Source organism: Prevotella sp. AM23-5, from assembly GCF_003473645.1.
Taxonomy (GTDB): Bacteria; Bacteroidota; Bacteroidia; order Bacteroidales; family Bacteroidaceae; genus Prevotella; species Prevotella copri_A.
Map to the genome: position 1 here is coordinate 78568 of NZ_QUCG01000002.1, position 14269 is coordinate 92836.

The following is a 14269-nucleotide window of genomic DNA, read 5'->3' on the forward strand; positions in this document are numbered from 1 at the left end:
TTTAAATACTCTTCATTATTTAAGTTTTTAGGATAATATGACAAATCATAAAGTTCAAAGTTCAGAGTTCAAAGTTCAATGTGACAGGAAGATTCTGATTCTGGATGGTGCCATGGGTACTGAGATTCAGAAGTATAATCTTACAGAAGAAGACTTCAGAGGCGAGCGCTTCCGCGATGTGCCGGGAATGATGAAGGGCAACAACGATATGCTCAACATCACTCGCCCTGATGTTATCTCTGATATTTACCGACGTTACCTGGAGGCGGGCGCCGACATCATTACGGCGAACACCTTCTCGTGTCAGCGCATCTCGCAGGCTGATTATCACCTGGAAGACTGTGCTAGGGAGATGGCTTTCGAAGGCGCTCGCTTGGCGCGTATCGAATGTGATAAGTTTTCTACACCCGACAAACCACGTTTCGTAGCAGGAGATGTGGGACCTACCAATAAAACTTGTTCCATGAGTCCGGACGTCAGTGATCCTGCTGCCCGGGAGATTACGTATGATGAACTTTTCACCGATGTCTGCGAACAGGTGGATGGTCTCATCGAAGGTGGTGCTGATGTCATCCTTATCGAGACCATCTTCGATACGCTCAACTGCAAGGCTATGATTGATGCTGCCATCACCATGATGAAGAAGCATGAGGTAGAACTGCCTATTATGATCAGTCTTACGGTAAGCGATCTGGCAGGCAGAACACTGAGCGGTCAGACCGTGGATGCTTTCCTGGCTTCGCTCTCTCCTTATCCTATTTTCTCGGTAGGTATGAACTGTGCCTTCGGTGCTCCCCAGATGAAACCGTTCATTGAGCATCTGGCAAAGGTTGCACCTTATTATATTAGTGCCCATCCTAATGCCGGATTGCCTAACGAGATGGGACAATATGACGAGACGGCAGAGTCGATGGCTCCCCAGATAGCCGAGTTTATCGATGAGGGCATCGTCAATATCATCGGCGGCTGCTGTGGAACCAGTCCTGAATTCATCGCCCATTATGCCAGAAGTGCTGAGGGTAAGAAACCGCATCAGGTGGTGGAGAAGCCTAAGTATATGTGGCTCTCTGGTTTGGACTTGCTGCAGGTGGATGATTCCGTTCGCCTGCCGGTAGATGCCAGCCGCTTCGTTAACGTAGGCGAACGCTGTAATGTGGCTGGTAGTAGGAAGTTCCTGCGATTGATTAATGAAAAAGGTTATGAGGAAGCCATCGGTATTGCCCGTAAGCAGGTGGCAGATGGTGCGGCCGTGGTGGACGTGAATATGGATGACGGACTGCTGGATGCCAAGGCGGAAATGGTGAACTTCCTCAATATGATAGCGGCAGAACCTGAGATTGCCAAGGTGCCTGTGATGATAGACTCCTCGAAGTGGGATGTGATTCTTGCCGGACTGAAGTGCTGTCAGGGTAAGTGTATCGTGAATTCCATCTCCCTGAAGGAGGGTGAAGAGGTTTTCCTCTCCCATGCACGTGATGTGATGCGCTATGGTGCCGCCGTCGTGGTGATGTGCTTCGATGAAGTGGGGCAGGCTACTACCTATGAGCGACGTATCGAGATTGCCGAGCGTGCCTATCATCTCCTGGTAGATAAACTGGGAATGAATCCGCTCGATATCATCTTCGACCCGAATGTGCTTGCCATCGCTACGGGTATGGAGGAGCATGATAATTATGCCGTGGAATTCATCCGTGCCACCGAGTGGATTCATCAGAATCTGCCTGGAGCACATGTCAGTGGTGGAGTCAGCAACCTCTCGTTCTCGTTCCGTGGCAATACGTATATCCGTGAAGCGATTCATTGTGTATTCCTGCATCATGCCCAGAAGGTGGGTATGGACTTTGGTATCGTAAATGCCAAGGCAAGAATGGATTATGATAAAATACCTAAAGAACAGCTCGAACTCATCGAGGATGTGGTATTGAACAGAAGAAAGGGTGCTGCCGATGATCTCATCGAACTGGCTGCCGAAATCAAGGCGAAGGCTGATGCGGCAAAGGCTGCAGCCAAGGCAGGCGGTGCGCCAGCTCCGAAACCAGCGGCACCAGAGTGGCGTAAGCAGGCTGTGGAGGAAAGATTGAAGTATGCCCTGCAGAAGGGTATTACCGAGTTCCTGCAACCTGATATAGATGAGGCATTGCAGAAGTATCCGCATGCCGTGAACGTCATCGAGGGACCGCTGATGGATGGTATGAACCTGGTGGGTGAGCTCTTCGGTAAGGGCGAGATGTTCTTGCCGCAGGTGGTGAAGACGGCACGAACCATGAAGGCTGCCGTTTCCATCCTCCAGCCTCATATCGAAGCAGAGAAGCAGGGTGGAAGTACTTCTGCCGGAAAGATTCTGATGGCGACCGTAAAGGGAGATGTGCATGATATCGGTAAGAATATCGTGTGTGTGGTGATGTCGTGCAACAACTATGATATCATCGACCTGGGCGTGATGGTACCTGCCGAGCAGATTGTGAAGAAGGCGATAGAAGAGAAGGTGGATGCCATCGGCTTGAGCGGCTTGATTACTCCATCACTGGAAGAGATGGTTCACACTGCCCAGGAGATGCAGAAGGCAGGCTTGCGTATCCCGATCATGGTGGGAGGCGCTACCACGAGCGAATTGCATGTGGCATTGAAAATCGCACCGGTGTATGATGGACCGGTTATCTGGGTAAAGGATGCTTCGCTGAATGCCGGTATCTGCGCCCGATTCCTCAATGAGGCGGAATGTCCTAAGTTTGTAGCTGAACTTGATGAGCGATACGAACGCTTACGCAATGAGTATCACGAACAGCAGGCGAAGATTGCCTCGCTGGAAGAAGCCAGAAAGAACAAATTAGATTTGTTTTAAATCGGATAAAAAAGGTATTAGTAAATAGGATAATATGATCAAAACAGTTATTTTTGATATGGGTGGTGTCGTGATCACCCTCGACGAGAATGAGGCAGGCAAACGCTTTATTGAGTTAGGTATGAAGGAGTTTGCCGAGAAGATGGATCCTTATAAGCAGTCGGGCTTGAATGGCGATCTGGAAGAAGGAAAGCTTTCCGAGGAGGAGTATCGCCGTCAGGTAAGCGAGAAGGTGGGTCGAGAGGTGAGCTTTGAGGAGCTGCAGCATTGCTGGCTGGGCTATATGAAGGAGGTGCCTGCCCGCAAGTTGATGACCATCAGAAATCTCAAGAAGCAGGGGTATCGCGTGGTCTCGCTCAGCAATACCAATCCATACGTATCGGCTTGGACGGATAGTGCGGATTTCTCAGGCGACGGTCACCCTATCGGTGATTATTTCGATGCCATGTATCGCAGCTATGAGGTGAAATATATGAAGCCGGACGAGAATTTCTTCCGTTACGTGATGGCTCAGGAAAAGGCGTTGCCGGAGGAATGTCTCTTTATTGATGACGGCGCCCGTAACTGCTGTGCGGCTTCTGAGGTAGGGCTCTTTACTTATTGTCCGCAGAACGGAGAAGACTGGTGCGATAAAATCTACGATTATTTGAAGTAATGATTTATGGTGATTATTTACAGTCCAACTGCAAATAATTGCCATTTTATTTTGCATTCTGCAAGAAATAATGTACTTTTGCAGTCGCAAATATTAAATAATTAGACAATGGTTAAGAAGAAAAGATGGCATTGTCTGCCTGGTCAGCCTGTTACAGAGCTTGACAAGCAGGTGATGTTTTGGGAAAATAAGGGTAAGCTTGTGCCTACCCGCGACTTGATTAAGACTCCAGAACAAATAGAAGGCATCCGCAAGAGTGGTGTCGTGAATACAGGTTGTCTCGATGCTGTTGCCGAGATGATCCGTCCGGGTATCAATACTCAGCAGATCGATGACCTCTGTATGCAGTATTGCAAGGATCATAATGCGATTCCTGCCTGCCTCAACTATGAGGGCTACCCTAAGAGTGTGTGTACATCCATCAATGAAGTGGTATGTCATGGTATTCCTAAGGAAGAGGATGTCCTCGAAGAGGGTGACATCGTCAATGTGGATATGACTACCATCGTGGATGGTTACTATGCAGATGCCAGCCGTATGTTCATCGTTGGCGGCAAGACAACTCCTGAAAAGGAGCAGTTGGTTCGTGTTGCCAAGGAGTGTCTTGAGATTGGTATGGAGGCGGCTAAGCCTTACTCTTTTGTGGGCGATATCGGTCATGCCATCGAAAAGCATTGCAAGAAGTATGGTTATGGTGTTGTCCGTGACCTCTGTGGTCATGGAGTAGGCTGTCAGTTCCATGAGGAGCCTGAGGTTCTTCATTATGGTCATAGAGGAACTGGTATGTTGCTCGTGCCTGGTATGGTGTTTACTATCGAACCAATGATCAATATGGGAACCTGGCAGGTGTTCATCGATGCCGATGATCCATACGGATGGGAGGTAATTACCGGTGACGAAAAGCCATCTGCTCAGTGGGAGCATACACTCGTGATGACTGAGACGGGTGTGGAGATTCTTACACATTAATATATATGGGCTTAGCCCTTAGTAATTATGGAAGAAAAAAAGGATATATATATATTAGGTATAGAGAGCAGTTGCGACGATACCTCAGCCGCAGTGCTCAAGAATGGAGTACTGCTGAGTAACGTGACTGCTTCTCAGGAAGTGCACCGTGCCTATGGTGGCGTGGTGCCTGAGCTTGCTTCCCGTGCTCATCAGCAGAATGTGGTGCCTGTGGTAGATCAGGCTATCGCCCGTGCGGGCATCAGAAAGGAAGATTTGTCTGCCGTTGCCTTCACCCGTGGACCGGGCTTGATGGGTTCTCTGCTCGTGGGTGTGAGTTTTGCCAAGGGCTTTGCCCGTTCGCTCAACATCCCGTTGATTGATGTCAATCACTTGCAGGGTCATGTGATGGCTCATTTCATCAAGGAAAGCGATGATGACCAGAGTGCACCTCCATTCCCATTTATCTGTCTTCTTGTGAGCGGTGGAAACTCGCAGATTGTGAAGGTGAATGCCTACAACGATATGGAGGTTCTCGGTCAGACTATCGATGATGCTGCCGGTGAGGCGATAGATAAGTGTGCCAAGGTGTTGGAGTGGGGCTACCCAGGTGGTCCTGTTGTAGATAAGTATGCCCGCCAGGGTAATCCGAAGGCTTTCAGCTTTGCTGAGCCACATATCTCTGGACTGAACTATAGCTTCTCTGGCTTCAAGACCAGTTTCCTCTACAGTCTGCGCAAGTGGGTAGCTGCTGATCCGGATTTTGTGGAGAAGAACAAGTTTGACTTGGCTGCGAGCATCGAGTTTACCATCGTGGATATCCTGATGAAGAAATTGCGCATGGCAGTGAAGCAGACAGGAATCAAGCATGTGGCTGTGGCTGGTGGTGTGAGTGCCAACAATGGTCTCCGCAATGCCTTCCGTGATCATGCCAAGCGTTTTGGCTGGACCATCTACATACCAAAGTTCAGCTATACCACAGACAATGCGGCTATGATTGGTTGTGTAGGTACATTCAAGTATCGTGATGGCGATTTTGCCACCATCGATCTGCCTGCATATAGTAAAGTAACATTTAAGTAAACAGAAATTCTTATGGAATTTGAAACAAAGATATTAAGCAAGGGCATCCAGGAGATGCTCTACAATAGTGACAAGACAGTGGGCACAGCCGAGAGCTGCACAGGCGGTCGTATCGCCGAAGCGCTTATCTCAGTGCCAGGTGCCAGCAATTACTTCAAGGGTGGTGTGGTAAGTTACACCAATGAGGTAAAAGAGAATCTTCTCGGAGTGAGCCATGAGCTTCTGGAGGAGAAGACAGCCTTCTGCGAGGAAGTAGCCAAGGAGATGGTGCTTGGTGCCATCAAAGCCCTGAATGTTGATTTCGCCATTTCGGCAACAGGTGTATCGGGACCTACAGGTGGTACTCCATCTGCGCCAGTGGGTACAATCTTCGTAGGATTTGGTAGCAAGGATGATGTTCGTGTGGTGAAACTCACAGAGGATTTCGGTCGCGATATCAATCTTGCAATTGCCACAAATACAGCGCTTAAGGGTATGCTCGATTTCCTGAAAGAACATGCTGAAGATTTGAAAAAAGAGGCATAAAATGCTAATTTAGAGCTATAAAGTATTAATAATCCTTAAAAGACAGCGTTCTTTTAGGGATTATTTTGTTATTACCGAATTATTTTGTAATTTTGCACTCTGTTTGGAATAGGTATCAATTAACGAATTACAAAATTAAAGATAGAAATGTCTAAAATTTGTCAAATTACAGGTAAGAAGGCACAGTTAGGTTGCAATGTGTCTCACTCAAAGCACCGTACAAAGAGAAGCTTTGACGTTAACCTCTTCAGCAAGAAATTCTACTATGTAGAAGAGGGTTGCTGGATCAGCCTCAAGATCAGTGCTGCTGGTCTTCGTCTTATTAACAAGGTAGGTCTCGATGCTGCTTTGAATCAGGCAGTAAAGAAGGGCTACGTAGATTGGAAAGACATTAAAGTTATAGGAGAATAAATATCATGGCAAAGAAAGCAAAAGGTAATAGAGTACAAGTTATCCTCGAGTGCACTGAGCATAAGAACAGTGGTATGCCAGGTACAAGCCGTTACGTGACTACAAAGAATCGTAAGAACACTCCTGAGCGTCTTGAGTTGATGAAGTACAACCCAATCCTTAAGAAGATGACTCTTCACAAGGAGATTAAGTAAGCTCGCTTACAAGTTTATAAACAATTTTATCAATTTTAATAGACTATGGCAAAGAAAGCGGTCGCTACCCTCCACGAAGGTAACATGGATGGTCGCGCATACACAAAGGTTATCAAGATGGTTAAGAGCCCTAAGACTGGTGCTTACGTTTTCGATGAGAAGATGGTACCAAACGAGGCTGTTAAGGATTTCTTCAAGGACTAATCTGGTTGCAGATGCATTCAGACTAGCGTTCTCTTGGAGACTCGCATAAATACAATAAGGTCGCAATACTCTTATTAAAGGGTATGCGGCCTTTTTTGTTTTTGTTACAGAAGCTGTTTTTTTCGTATGAATATATATTTCTTTCTTTTTTCTTTTGCTATTTCAAAATAAAAACGTAACTTTGCACGGAATAAGTGAAATGTCCGCTTTTGCAGAAAAGGGGATATATATAATGTTTTTTAAGAAGAAAGGAACTAGATAAGATGCCGTTAAGATTACCGGATAAACTTCCAGCTATTGAGCTGCTGAAGCATGAGAATATTTTCGTGATGGATGAGAGTCGTGCGCACAGTCAGGAAATCAGACCGCTGAAGATTTGTGTGCTCAACTTGATGCCGCTTAAGATCACGACAGAAACTGATTTGGTGAGACTGCTCTCCAATACGCCTCTGCAGTTGGAGGTTTACTTCATGAAGTTGAAGAGCCATACTCCAAAGAATACGCCGATAGAACACATGATGATGTTCTATAAGGACTTTGCGGAACTGTCAAAGCAGAAGTTTGACGGTATGATAGTGACGGGTGCTCCTATAGAGACGATGGAATATGAGGAGGTGGAGTATTGGCCGGAAATCCAGGAGATATTCAATTGGGCACGTACCCACGTTACCTCTACGCTGTATATCTGCTGGGGTGCGCAGGCTGGACTCTATCACTTCTATGGTGTTCCAAAATATCAACTTGATAAAAAGAAGTTTGGTATCTTTCCTCAGAAACCGCTTGATCCGTCACTCCCTATCTTCCGTGGTTTTGATGACATCTTCAATATGCCACACAGCCGCCATACTGAGGTGCGCAGGGAAGACATCGAAAAAGTGCCGGGACTGGATATTATCGCAGAATCTGCAGAGAGTGGCGTGAGTATCGTAATGGCGAGGGGTGGACGCGAATTCTTCGTGACAGGTCATCTGGAATATGCGCCTAACACGCTCGATAAGGAGTATAAAAGAGACATGGGCAAGCGAGACGACGTAGAATTGCCTGAGAACTATTACTTCCATGACGATCCGAATGAGGCACCTTTGGTAACATGGCGTGCCCATGCCAACCTGTTCTACAGTAACTGGATCAACTATTACGTTTATCAGGAAACTCCTTATAACATTGAGGATATTCAATAAGGTTGGAGTCGTAAAAAGAACTAAGATAGGTTAGGAAATGAATGATATTGAAGCAAAGAAGAAAAAAGAAATACACTTGGCGGAGCTAGAGCTTCTTGCCCCAGCCAAGAATCTGGAGTGTGGTATCGCTGCTATCGATCATGGTGCCGATGCGGTGTATATAGGTGCACCCCGTTTTGGAGCACGTGCTGCTGCTGGCAACTCACTGGAGGATATTAAGAAACTCTGTGATTATGCCCATCAGTTTCGTGCCAAGGTTCACGTGACGGTGAATACCATCATCTATGAAAATGAGATGGAGGATACGCTGAAGATGATTGCCGAGTTGGACCGTATTGGAGTGGATGCACTCCTGTTGCAGGATATGGGTGTTCTCTGGGATGTAAGAGCCAATCAACTATGGCACCGTGAATTGCATTCCAGCACGCAGTGTGATGCACGTTCTGCAGACAAGGTTGCCTGGCTGTCAACGCTAGGATTCGATAGAGTGGTCCTTGCCCGTGAACTTTCTCTTGATGAAATCAGGGAAATCCACAAGAAAAATCCTTCTACGCAGTTGGAGGTCTTTGTGCATGGTGCGCTTTGTGTTAGTTATTCGGGTGTATGCTATGCTTCGGAAAAATGTTTCGGCCGTTCTGCAAACCGTGGTGAGTGTGCTCAGTTCTGCAGAATGAAATTCAATCTCATAGATTCCAATGAAAATGAAATAGAGCATGAGCGTCATCTGCTGTCATTGAAGGATCTCTGCCAGATAGATCATCTGCAGGAACTTGCTGATGCGGGTGCAACTTCTTTCAAGATTGAAGGACGCCTGAAGGATGTAAACTATGTGAAGAATGTTGTGGCTGCCTATAGTCGGAAACTCGATGAGCTTGTTGCTGCCAATCCGGATAAGTATTGTAGAGCATCATTTGGTCGTGCTATCCATACGTTCCAGCCTAACTTGAAAAAGACATTCAACAGAGGATTTACCAACTATTTCCTCAATGGGCGACAGCCGGACATCGCTTCTTTTGATACACCGAAGGCGATGGGCGAGTATGTTGGTAAGGTCAAGGAGATTAGAGGTAATGTTTCCTTCAACGTGGCGACAGTGGCAAGTTTTGCCAATGGTGATGGTCTCTGCTTTATCAACGACGAGAAAGAGCTGGAGGGATTCCGCGTAAACCGTGTGGAAGGTAACCGACTCTATCCGCTTCGTATGCCGGAGCATCTGCGCCCAGGCATGGCTCTCTATCGTAATAATGACCAGGCTTTTGAGAATATTCTATCAAAGAAAACTGCGAGCCGCAAGATACCTCTCCACATCAGAGTTACGCCTCAGTATTCAGAATCCGGTGCTCTTCAGCAGGTGTTGATTGAGATTGGTGCTTCGGTTAATGTTCCTCAATTAGACTCAATGACTACAGAAGGCTTCTTGGAGAAGCATCTCTTTTACAAGATTGACGAGTATTCTTATGACTTTGAAGCACCGTTGGAATTGGCAAGGCGTCCGCAGGGTGATAACATCAGACTGCAGTTGAGCAAGATGGGTAATACGATATTTGAGTGTGATGAAGTGGTTCTTGCGGGTGATCTTGAGAATTATTTCATTCCAAATAGTGTTTTGTCTGAGATTCGTAGAGATTTGATCGAGACGGCGACAGAAGGAATTCAGAATATTGTAGATAGATCCTTGGTGAAAGGCGTGGTGGAAGAAATATTCTCTGCACCTTATCTGCTGAATCAGGCTGGTGAGCACGAGTTGAACCCGGAGGAGTTTGTATGGCAGCCTGCCTATGGCAAATGGCCATATCTCTATAATATCGCTAACCGCAGTGCTGAGCATTTCTACAAGGCGCATGGCATGAAGCATATTGAACCTGCATTTGAGGTTGGGCAACCTAAGGGGGAATCCCTCATCATGCAGTGCCGCCATTGCATCCGTTACTCTTTGGGCTATTGTGTAAAACGAGGAGGCAAGAAACCGCAATGGAAGGAGCCTCTGTTCCTGGAGCTGGGCGATGGCAGAAGATTCCGGTTGGAATTCAACTGTGCTGAGTGCCAGATGAATGTCTATAGCACAAAATAAAAACGAAACGGGTTTTGCAACCCAAAATGAAGAATGAGAATAAGACTGATGATAAGAATGATGGTATGTATGTTGGGCATCTGTTTGATGCTCAACAGCTGCTATCATCGTCATAACTCCCATCAACAGCATGCTGCCATGCTGGAGTACAGTGACCGTCAGTTGGATTCTATCTCATTCTCTACCACCCACCATTACACCAACAAATATAACTTTATGGTGTTTAAGGATTCTATCCATTTGATGCGACAGCAACCTGAAGAATTGGTGAGTGGTCTTTCGGTAGATTCATTCTCTGTCAAAAAGAACCAGCTTCTGGTTGTGACAGATATCCGTATGGTGCCACAAGACAGCATAGACTCTGTATGGGTGCAGCTTGCTACAGAAGATAACAGGTTTGGATGGAGCAGGGAATCGAGATTGCTTCCTCAGGTAGTACCGGATGATCCTATCTCTGAATTCATCATGACTTTCAGCAATGTCCACCTGCTCATATTCCTGGTGGTCATCGTAGTCATCACTTTGGCTTATCTGGTAAGAAAGGTATTTCATAGCAATGCCAAGATTGTGCATTTCAATGATATTGATTCGCCGTATCCTCTTGCTCTTGTGCTTCTGGTATCCATCTCGGCAGCCTTTTATGCCTGGATTCAGACTTTTGAACCAGAGATGTGGCGACAGTTCTATTTCCATCCGTCATTGAATCCTTTTGCGGTACCTAAGGTGTTGGGTGTATTTCTTGCCTTGGTATGGAGTATTCTCATTGTGGGACTGGCATGTGTCGATGAAGTTTATCATCGTCTTCCGTTTGGTGAAGCCCTGTTGTATCTGGGCGGTCTGGCAGGTGTATGTGCACTCGATTATATCATTTTCAGTGTTTCCACCTTATATTATATAGGCTACATCCTGCTGGTGGCATACATTTGGTTTGCCGTCAAGTCCTATCGCAGGGGGAATTCCTAATAAATAAGGATTTTGGGTGTCAGGAAAAAGCTGTACCTTTGCACCCGTTATGAAAAAAGATATAATTAATAGGAAAATGATTGCATTGGCGCTGGCTTCTTCAGTTGCGCCAATCTCCTTGTGGGCTGGCACAGGCAATGTCTTGTCCCTTGATAATAAACGAGTTGATAACACTGATTTCAAAGTATTCACTGATAGCAGTAAGGTTTTTGATATCGATGAAGTGGTTGTGGTTTCACAACCGAAAGAGAACGTTCGCCTTCGCCAGCAGTCACTCAGCAGTACTTCTGTTGGTGGATTTCAGATACAGAAACTAGGCACCCGCGATTTGCGCGAGCTTTCTAGTTATATCCCTAATTTTGTAATGCCAAACTATGGCAGTCGTCTTTCCAGTGCTATGTATGTGCGTGGCATTGGCAGCCGAGTAAACAGTCCTGCGGTAGGTATCTATCTGGATGGCATCCCGGTAATGAGCAAGTCTGCCTTCAATCTTCATCATTATCAGACTTCCCGTATTGATATCCTGCGTGGTCCTCAGGCTACTCTCTATGGCCAGAACACAGAGGGCGGACTGGTGCGCATCTATTCCCGCAATCCGTTTGAATATGAGGGAACTGATTTGAAGTTGAGTTATGGTTCCCGATATTATAGAAATGTGGAGCTGGCTCATTATCACCGTATCAATGACCATCTGGCGTTTACGGTAGCAGCCTTCAATGATGCACAGAAGGGATTCTTCAGAAATACGAATACCGGCAACAGAGCCGACAAGTATGATGAGGCTGGAGGAAAGATTGTGCTGAAGGCAAAGCTCAACAGAGGATGGAACGTAGATCTTCTTGCCAACTATCAGTATGTTGACCAGAATGGTTTCCCTTATGGCAAGCTGGATTTGGAGACAGGCAAGGCTTCGCTTCCTTCCACCACCTTCGACGGAACCTATTTGCGCCATTCCTTCATCTCAGGTGTTACCGTGAATCATACAGGGGCAGATTATAGCTTTGCTTCTACCACAAGCTATCAGTATCTGAAGGATAAGATGAATATGGATCAGGATTATCTTCCTGCCGATTATATGAGCATCCTGCAGGAGCAGCTTCAGAACTCGCTTACCCAGGAATTTACCTTGAAGAGTAATCGCGCTGTGGGCGGTTTCTGGAATTGGACTGCGGGTGGCTTCTTCTCTTATCAGTGGCTGAAGACCAATGGACCGGTCTTCTTCAATGAGGGTATGACCCAGCCTATCGGCAATGCTATCCAGAAGCAGATGTATAATGCGATGCTCAATGCGATGGCACAGAAGATGATGGCACAGGGTATGCCGGAAATGGCTGCCAAGGCTGTTGCTGCCAAGGCTATAGAGAAGGCTGGAGGCGTATCCATGAATGTGGATATGGGTGCTCCGGGTTTGTTTCATACACCTCAGTGGAACCTGGGATTCTTTCATGAGAGCAACTTCAATATCACCGATCGCCTTACTGCCACCTTGGGCTTGCGTTATGACTTGATGCATACTGCCATCCATTATGATGCCAGTGCCTATATGCAGATGACTGCCAATGTAATGGGAAAGTCGGCTACCTATGTCTTGGATTCTTCGCTGGATCATGAAGTAAGTGACGATTATGGCCAGCTTTTACCGAAATTCGGACTTAATCTGAAGATTGATGAGCTGGGCAGTAATGTGTATGCTACTGTAAGCAAGGGCTATCGTGCAGGTGGATATAATATCCAGATGTTCAGCGATGTGCTACAGACCGAACTGAATGCCAATCGTAATCAGGCAATGCGTGGGGATTATCATATTCCGCATACCGAGGAGGATTATCAGCGTATTGATAAGACCATCGCCTACAAGCCGGAGACTTCCTGGAATTATGAGGCAGGTGCTCATCTGAATCTCTTCGATCACATGCTGCATTTTGACTTGAGTGCTTTCTATATGAAGGTGACCAACCAGCAGCTCTCTGTCATGGCGGGCAATTATGGCTTCGGACGTATGATGGTGAATGCCGGAAAGAGTCACAGCTGTGGTATTGAAGCAGCTTTGAGAGGACAGCTTTTCGATGGAAAATTTGATTGGGCTATGAGTTATGGTTATACTCGCAGCAAGTTTGATAAGTATGTGGATGGAGAAGGCGAGGATGCTGTGGACTATAAAGGCAAATACGTTCCTTACGTGCCACAGCATACAATGGCTGCGATGGCAGACTATCGTCTCACAGACTGGCTGACTCTCGGTGCAAATGTGAATGCACAAGGCAAGACCTATTGGGACAATGCAAATACTTACTCTCAAAAGCTGTATGCAGTTTTGGGAGCACATATGGATTTGAATTTCAAGGCTTTCAATGTTAGTTTCTGGGGTAGAAATCTCACAGACACCAATTATAATACCTTTGCGGTAGATAATTCAGCTACAGGCACGAAAGAATATTTTGCCCAGCGAGGCAATCCTTTCCAATGTGGTGTGGATGTGAGATTCCATTTCTAGTAATTGCTATTCGTTATTGTCGTATCCGTCTGGGATTTTCTTTCCCAGAGCGAGAGCGGCAATGACTTTAGCCCCCGATTTTTCTAGTTTTTCAGCAAATCTAACAATTGATCCTCCAGATGCAATAATGTCATCGAAGAGGATCACTTGTTTTCCCTGAAAGAATGTTTCATCTATATGAAGTGTATCCACTTCATCTCCATCCTCATCTTTTGTAGTTGTGAAACAGAATGCGTTGTAGGCATTCTGCATACCTGTTGCCGCACATACCTGTTCGCTGAACTTGCGGAATCTGCGCTCAGTATGCTTTCGGGTTGAGGCTGGTAGGCAGACCAGAGTGAGTTGTGAAAGGGTAGGGAGTGAGTTTGTGGCTCCCTCTTTTTCAGAGAATACCGCTTTTAGGAAAGAAGACACCAGGTCGATGGCCTTATCGACAGCTTGCTGGTGGTCTATCTCGGTAGTGAGTTCCGAGTTACCCTTGAAGTTGACGATGAGGTCGCGCTTTTCCCATTCTTCTGCTGAAAGCTCGAAGGTGCCGAACGCGCTGAAAGCAGCGTAATCTACTAGCCAATTGTAGTGAAGGCCATTGCTGAGGCAAGGCCATGATGCGATGTTAATGCTTTTTTCTGCCATAGACAAGATGTTTATAATCGTTCTTCTTTATACTATTCTTGAATAGATATTGCTTCCGTTGTCTT

General features: G+C 46.3%; 13 protein-coding genes. 12 read left to right on the top strand and 1 reads right to left on the bottom strand.

Annotation, left to right across the window (positions count from 1 at the left end; translation table 11 throughout):
• The first annotated feature begins 37 nt into the window (after window positions 1–37).
• From metH to DW657_RS01120, 12 genes are all read left to right on the top strand, one after another.
• Window positions 38–2842: a methionine synthase gene (metH, locus tag DW657_RS01065; protein ID WP_118311088.1), complete on the top strand. Its 2805-nt coding sequence runs from the start codon at window positions 38–40 to the stop codon at window positions 2840–2842.
• A gap of 34 nt (window positions 2843–2876) precedes the next feature.
• On the top strand, window positions 2877–3497 hold the full coding sequence (locus tag DW657_RS01070) for an HAD family phosphatase (RefSeq protein WP_118311089.1): 621 nt from the start codon (window positions 2877–2879) through the stop codon (window positions 3495–3497).
• 108 nt (window positions 3498–3605) lie between these two features.
• Window positions 3606–4466 (top strand): type I methionyl aminopeptidase, encoded by an 861-nt coding sequence (gene map / locus DW657_RS01075; RefSeq protein WP_089543357.1) that lies wholly within the window; start codon window positions 3606–3608, stop codon window positions 4464–4466.
• A 27-nt stretch (window positions 4467–4493) separates the two neighbouring features.
• A complete protein-coding gene (tsaD, locus tag DW657_RS01080; protein WP_118311090.1) occupies window positions 4494–5528 on the top strand; it encodes a tRNA (adenosine(37)-N6)-threonylcarbamoyltransferase complex transferase subunit TsaD in 1035 nt (344 codons plus the stop codon).
• A 12-nt stretch (window positions 5529–5540) separates the two neighbouring features.
• Window positions 5541–6053: a CinA family protein gene (locus DW657_RS01085; RefSeq protein WP_089543355.1), complete on the top strand. Its 513-nt coding sequence runs from the start codon at window positions 5541–5543 to the stop codon at window positions 6051–6053.
• A 147-nt stretch (window positions 6054–6200) separates the two neighbouring features.
• On the top strand, window positions 6201–6464 hold the full coding sequence (gene rpmB, locus DW657_RS01090; protein WP_006849044.1) for a 50S ribosomal protein L28: 264 nt from the start codon (window positions 6201–6203) through the stop codon (window positions 6462–6464).
• A gap of 5 nt (window positions 6465–6469) precedes the next feature.
• Window positions 6470–6658, top strand: coding sequence for a 50S ribosomal protein L33 (gene rpmG / locus DW657_RS01095; RefSeq protein WP_006849045.1), 189 nt, complete (start codon window positions 6470–6472; stop codon window positions 6656–6658).
• Between the two features lie 45 nt (window positions 6659–6703).
• A complete protein-coding gene (locus DW657_RS01100; protein ID WP_006849046.1) occupies window positions 6704–6862 on the top strand; it encodes a DUF4295 domain-containing protein in 159 nt (52 codons plus the stop codon).
• A 263-nt stretch (window positions 6863–7125) separates the two neighbouring features.
• Window positions 7126–8043 (top strand): homoserine O-succinyltransferase, encoded by a 918-nt coding sequence (gene metA, locus DW657_RS01105; protein WP_117663564.1) that lies wholly within the window; start codon window positions 7126–7128, stop codon window positions 8041–8043.
• A gap of 76 nt (window positions 8044–8119) precedes the next feature.
• Window positions 8120–10114, top strand: a complete 1995-nt coding sequence (locus tag DW657_RS01110; protein ID WP_118311127.1) for a U32 family peptidase — start codon at window positions 8120–8122, stop codon at window positions 10112–10114.
• Window positions 10115–10147: 33 nt separating this feature from the next.
• The gene (locus tag DW657_RS01115) at window positions 10148–11077 is read left to right on the top strand and encodes a zinc ribbon domain-containing protein (RefSeq protein WP_118311091.1); all 930 of its coding nucleotides are present in this window, start codon (window positions 10148–10150) and stop codon (window positions 11075–11077) included.
• A 76-nt stretch (window positions 11078–11153) separates the two neighbouring features.
• Window positions 11154–13571, top strand: coding sequence for a TonB-dependent receptor (locus DW657_RS01120; protein ID WP_199658279.1), 2418 nt, complete (start codon window positions 11154–11156; stop codon window positions 13569–13571).
• A gap of 6 nt (window positions 13572–13577) precedes the next feature.
• Here the strand turns inward: DW657_RS01120 and DW657_RS01125 are convergent, their stop codons facing one another.
• Window positions 13578–14204, bottom strand: coding sequence for a phosphoribosyltransferase (locus DW657_RS01125; protein ID WP_118311093.1), 627 nt, complete (start codon window positions 14202–14204; stop codon window positions 13578–13580).
• Between the last annotated feature and the right edge of the window lie 65 nt (window positions 14205–14269).

Coding starts and splice junctions, on each gene's coding strand:
- DW657_RS01100 (WP_006849046.1), top strand. CDS start 6,704: ATGGCAAAGAAAGCGGTCGCTACCCTCCACGAAGGTAACATGGATGGT.
- rpmB (WP_006849044.1), top strand. CDS start 6,201: ATGTCTAAAATTTGTCAAATTACAGGTAAGAAGGCACAGTTAGGTTGC.
- metH (WP_118311088.1), top strand. CDS start 38: ATGACAAATCATAAAGTTCAAAGTTCAGAGTTCAAAGTTCAATGTGAC.
- DW657_RS01115 (WP_118311091.1), top strand. CDS start 10,148: ATGAGAATAAGACTGATGATAAGAATGATGGTATGTATGTTGGGCATC.
- tsaD (WP_118311090.1), top strand. CDS start 4,494: ATGGAAGAAAAAAAGGATATATATATATTAGGTATAGAGAGCAGTTGC.
- DW657_RS01125 (WP_118311093.1), bottom strand. CDS start 14,204: ATGGCAGAAAAAAGCATTAACATCGCATCATGGCCTTGCCTCAGCAAT.
- rpmG (WP_006849045.1), top strand. CDS start 6,470: ATGGCAAAGAAAGCAAAAGGTAATAGAGTACAAGTTATCCTCGAGTGC.
- DW657_RS01085 (WP_089543355.1), top strand. CDS start 5,541: ATGGAATTTGAAACAAAGATATTAAGCAAGGGCATCCAGGAGATGCTC.
- DW657_RS01070 (WP_118311089.1), top strand. CDS start 2,877: ATGATCAAAACAGTTATTTTTGATATGGGTGGTGTCGTGATCACCCTC.
- metA (WP_117663564.1), top strand. CDS start 7,126: ATGCCGTTAAGATTACCGGATAAACTTCCAGCTATTGAGCTGCTGAAG.
- map (WP_089543357.1), top strand. CDS start 3,606: ATGGTTAAGAAGAAAAGATGGCATTGTCTGCCTGGTCAGCCTGTTACA.
- DW657_RS01120 (WP_199658279.1), top strand. CDS start 11,154: ATGATTGCATTGGCGCTGGCTTCTTCAGTTGCGCCAATCTCCTTGTGG.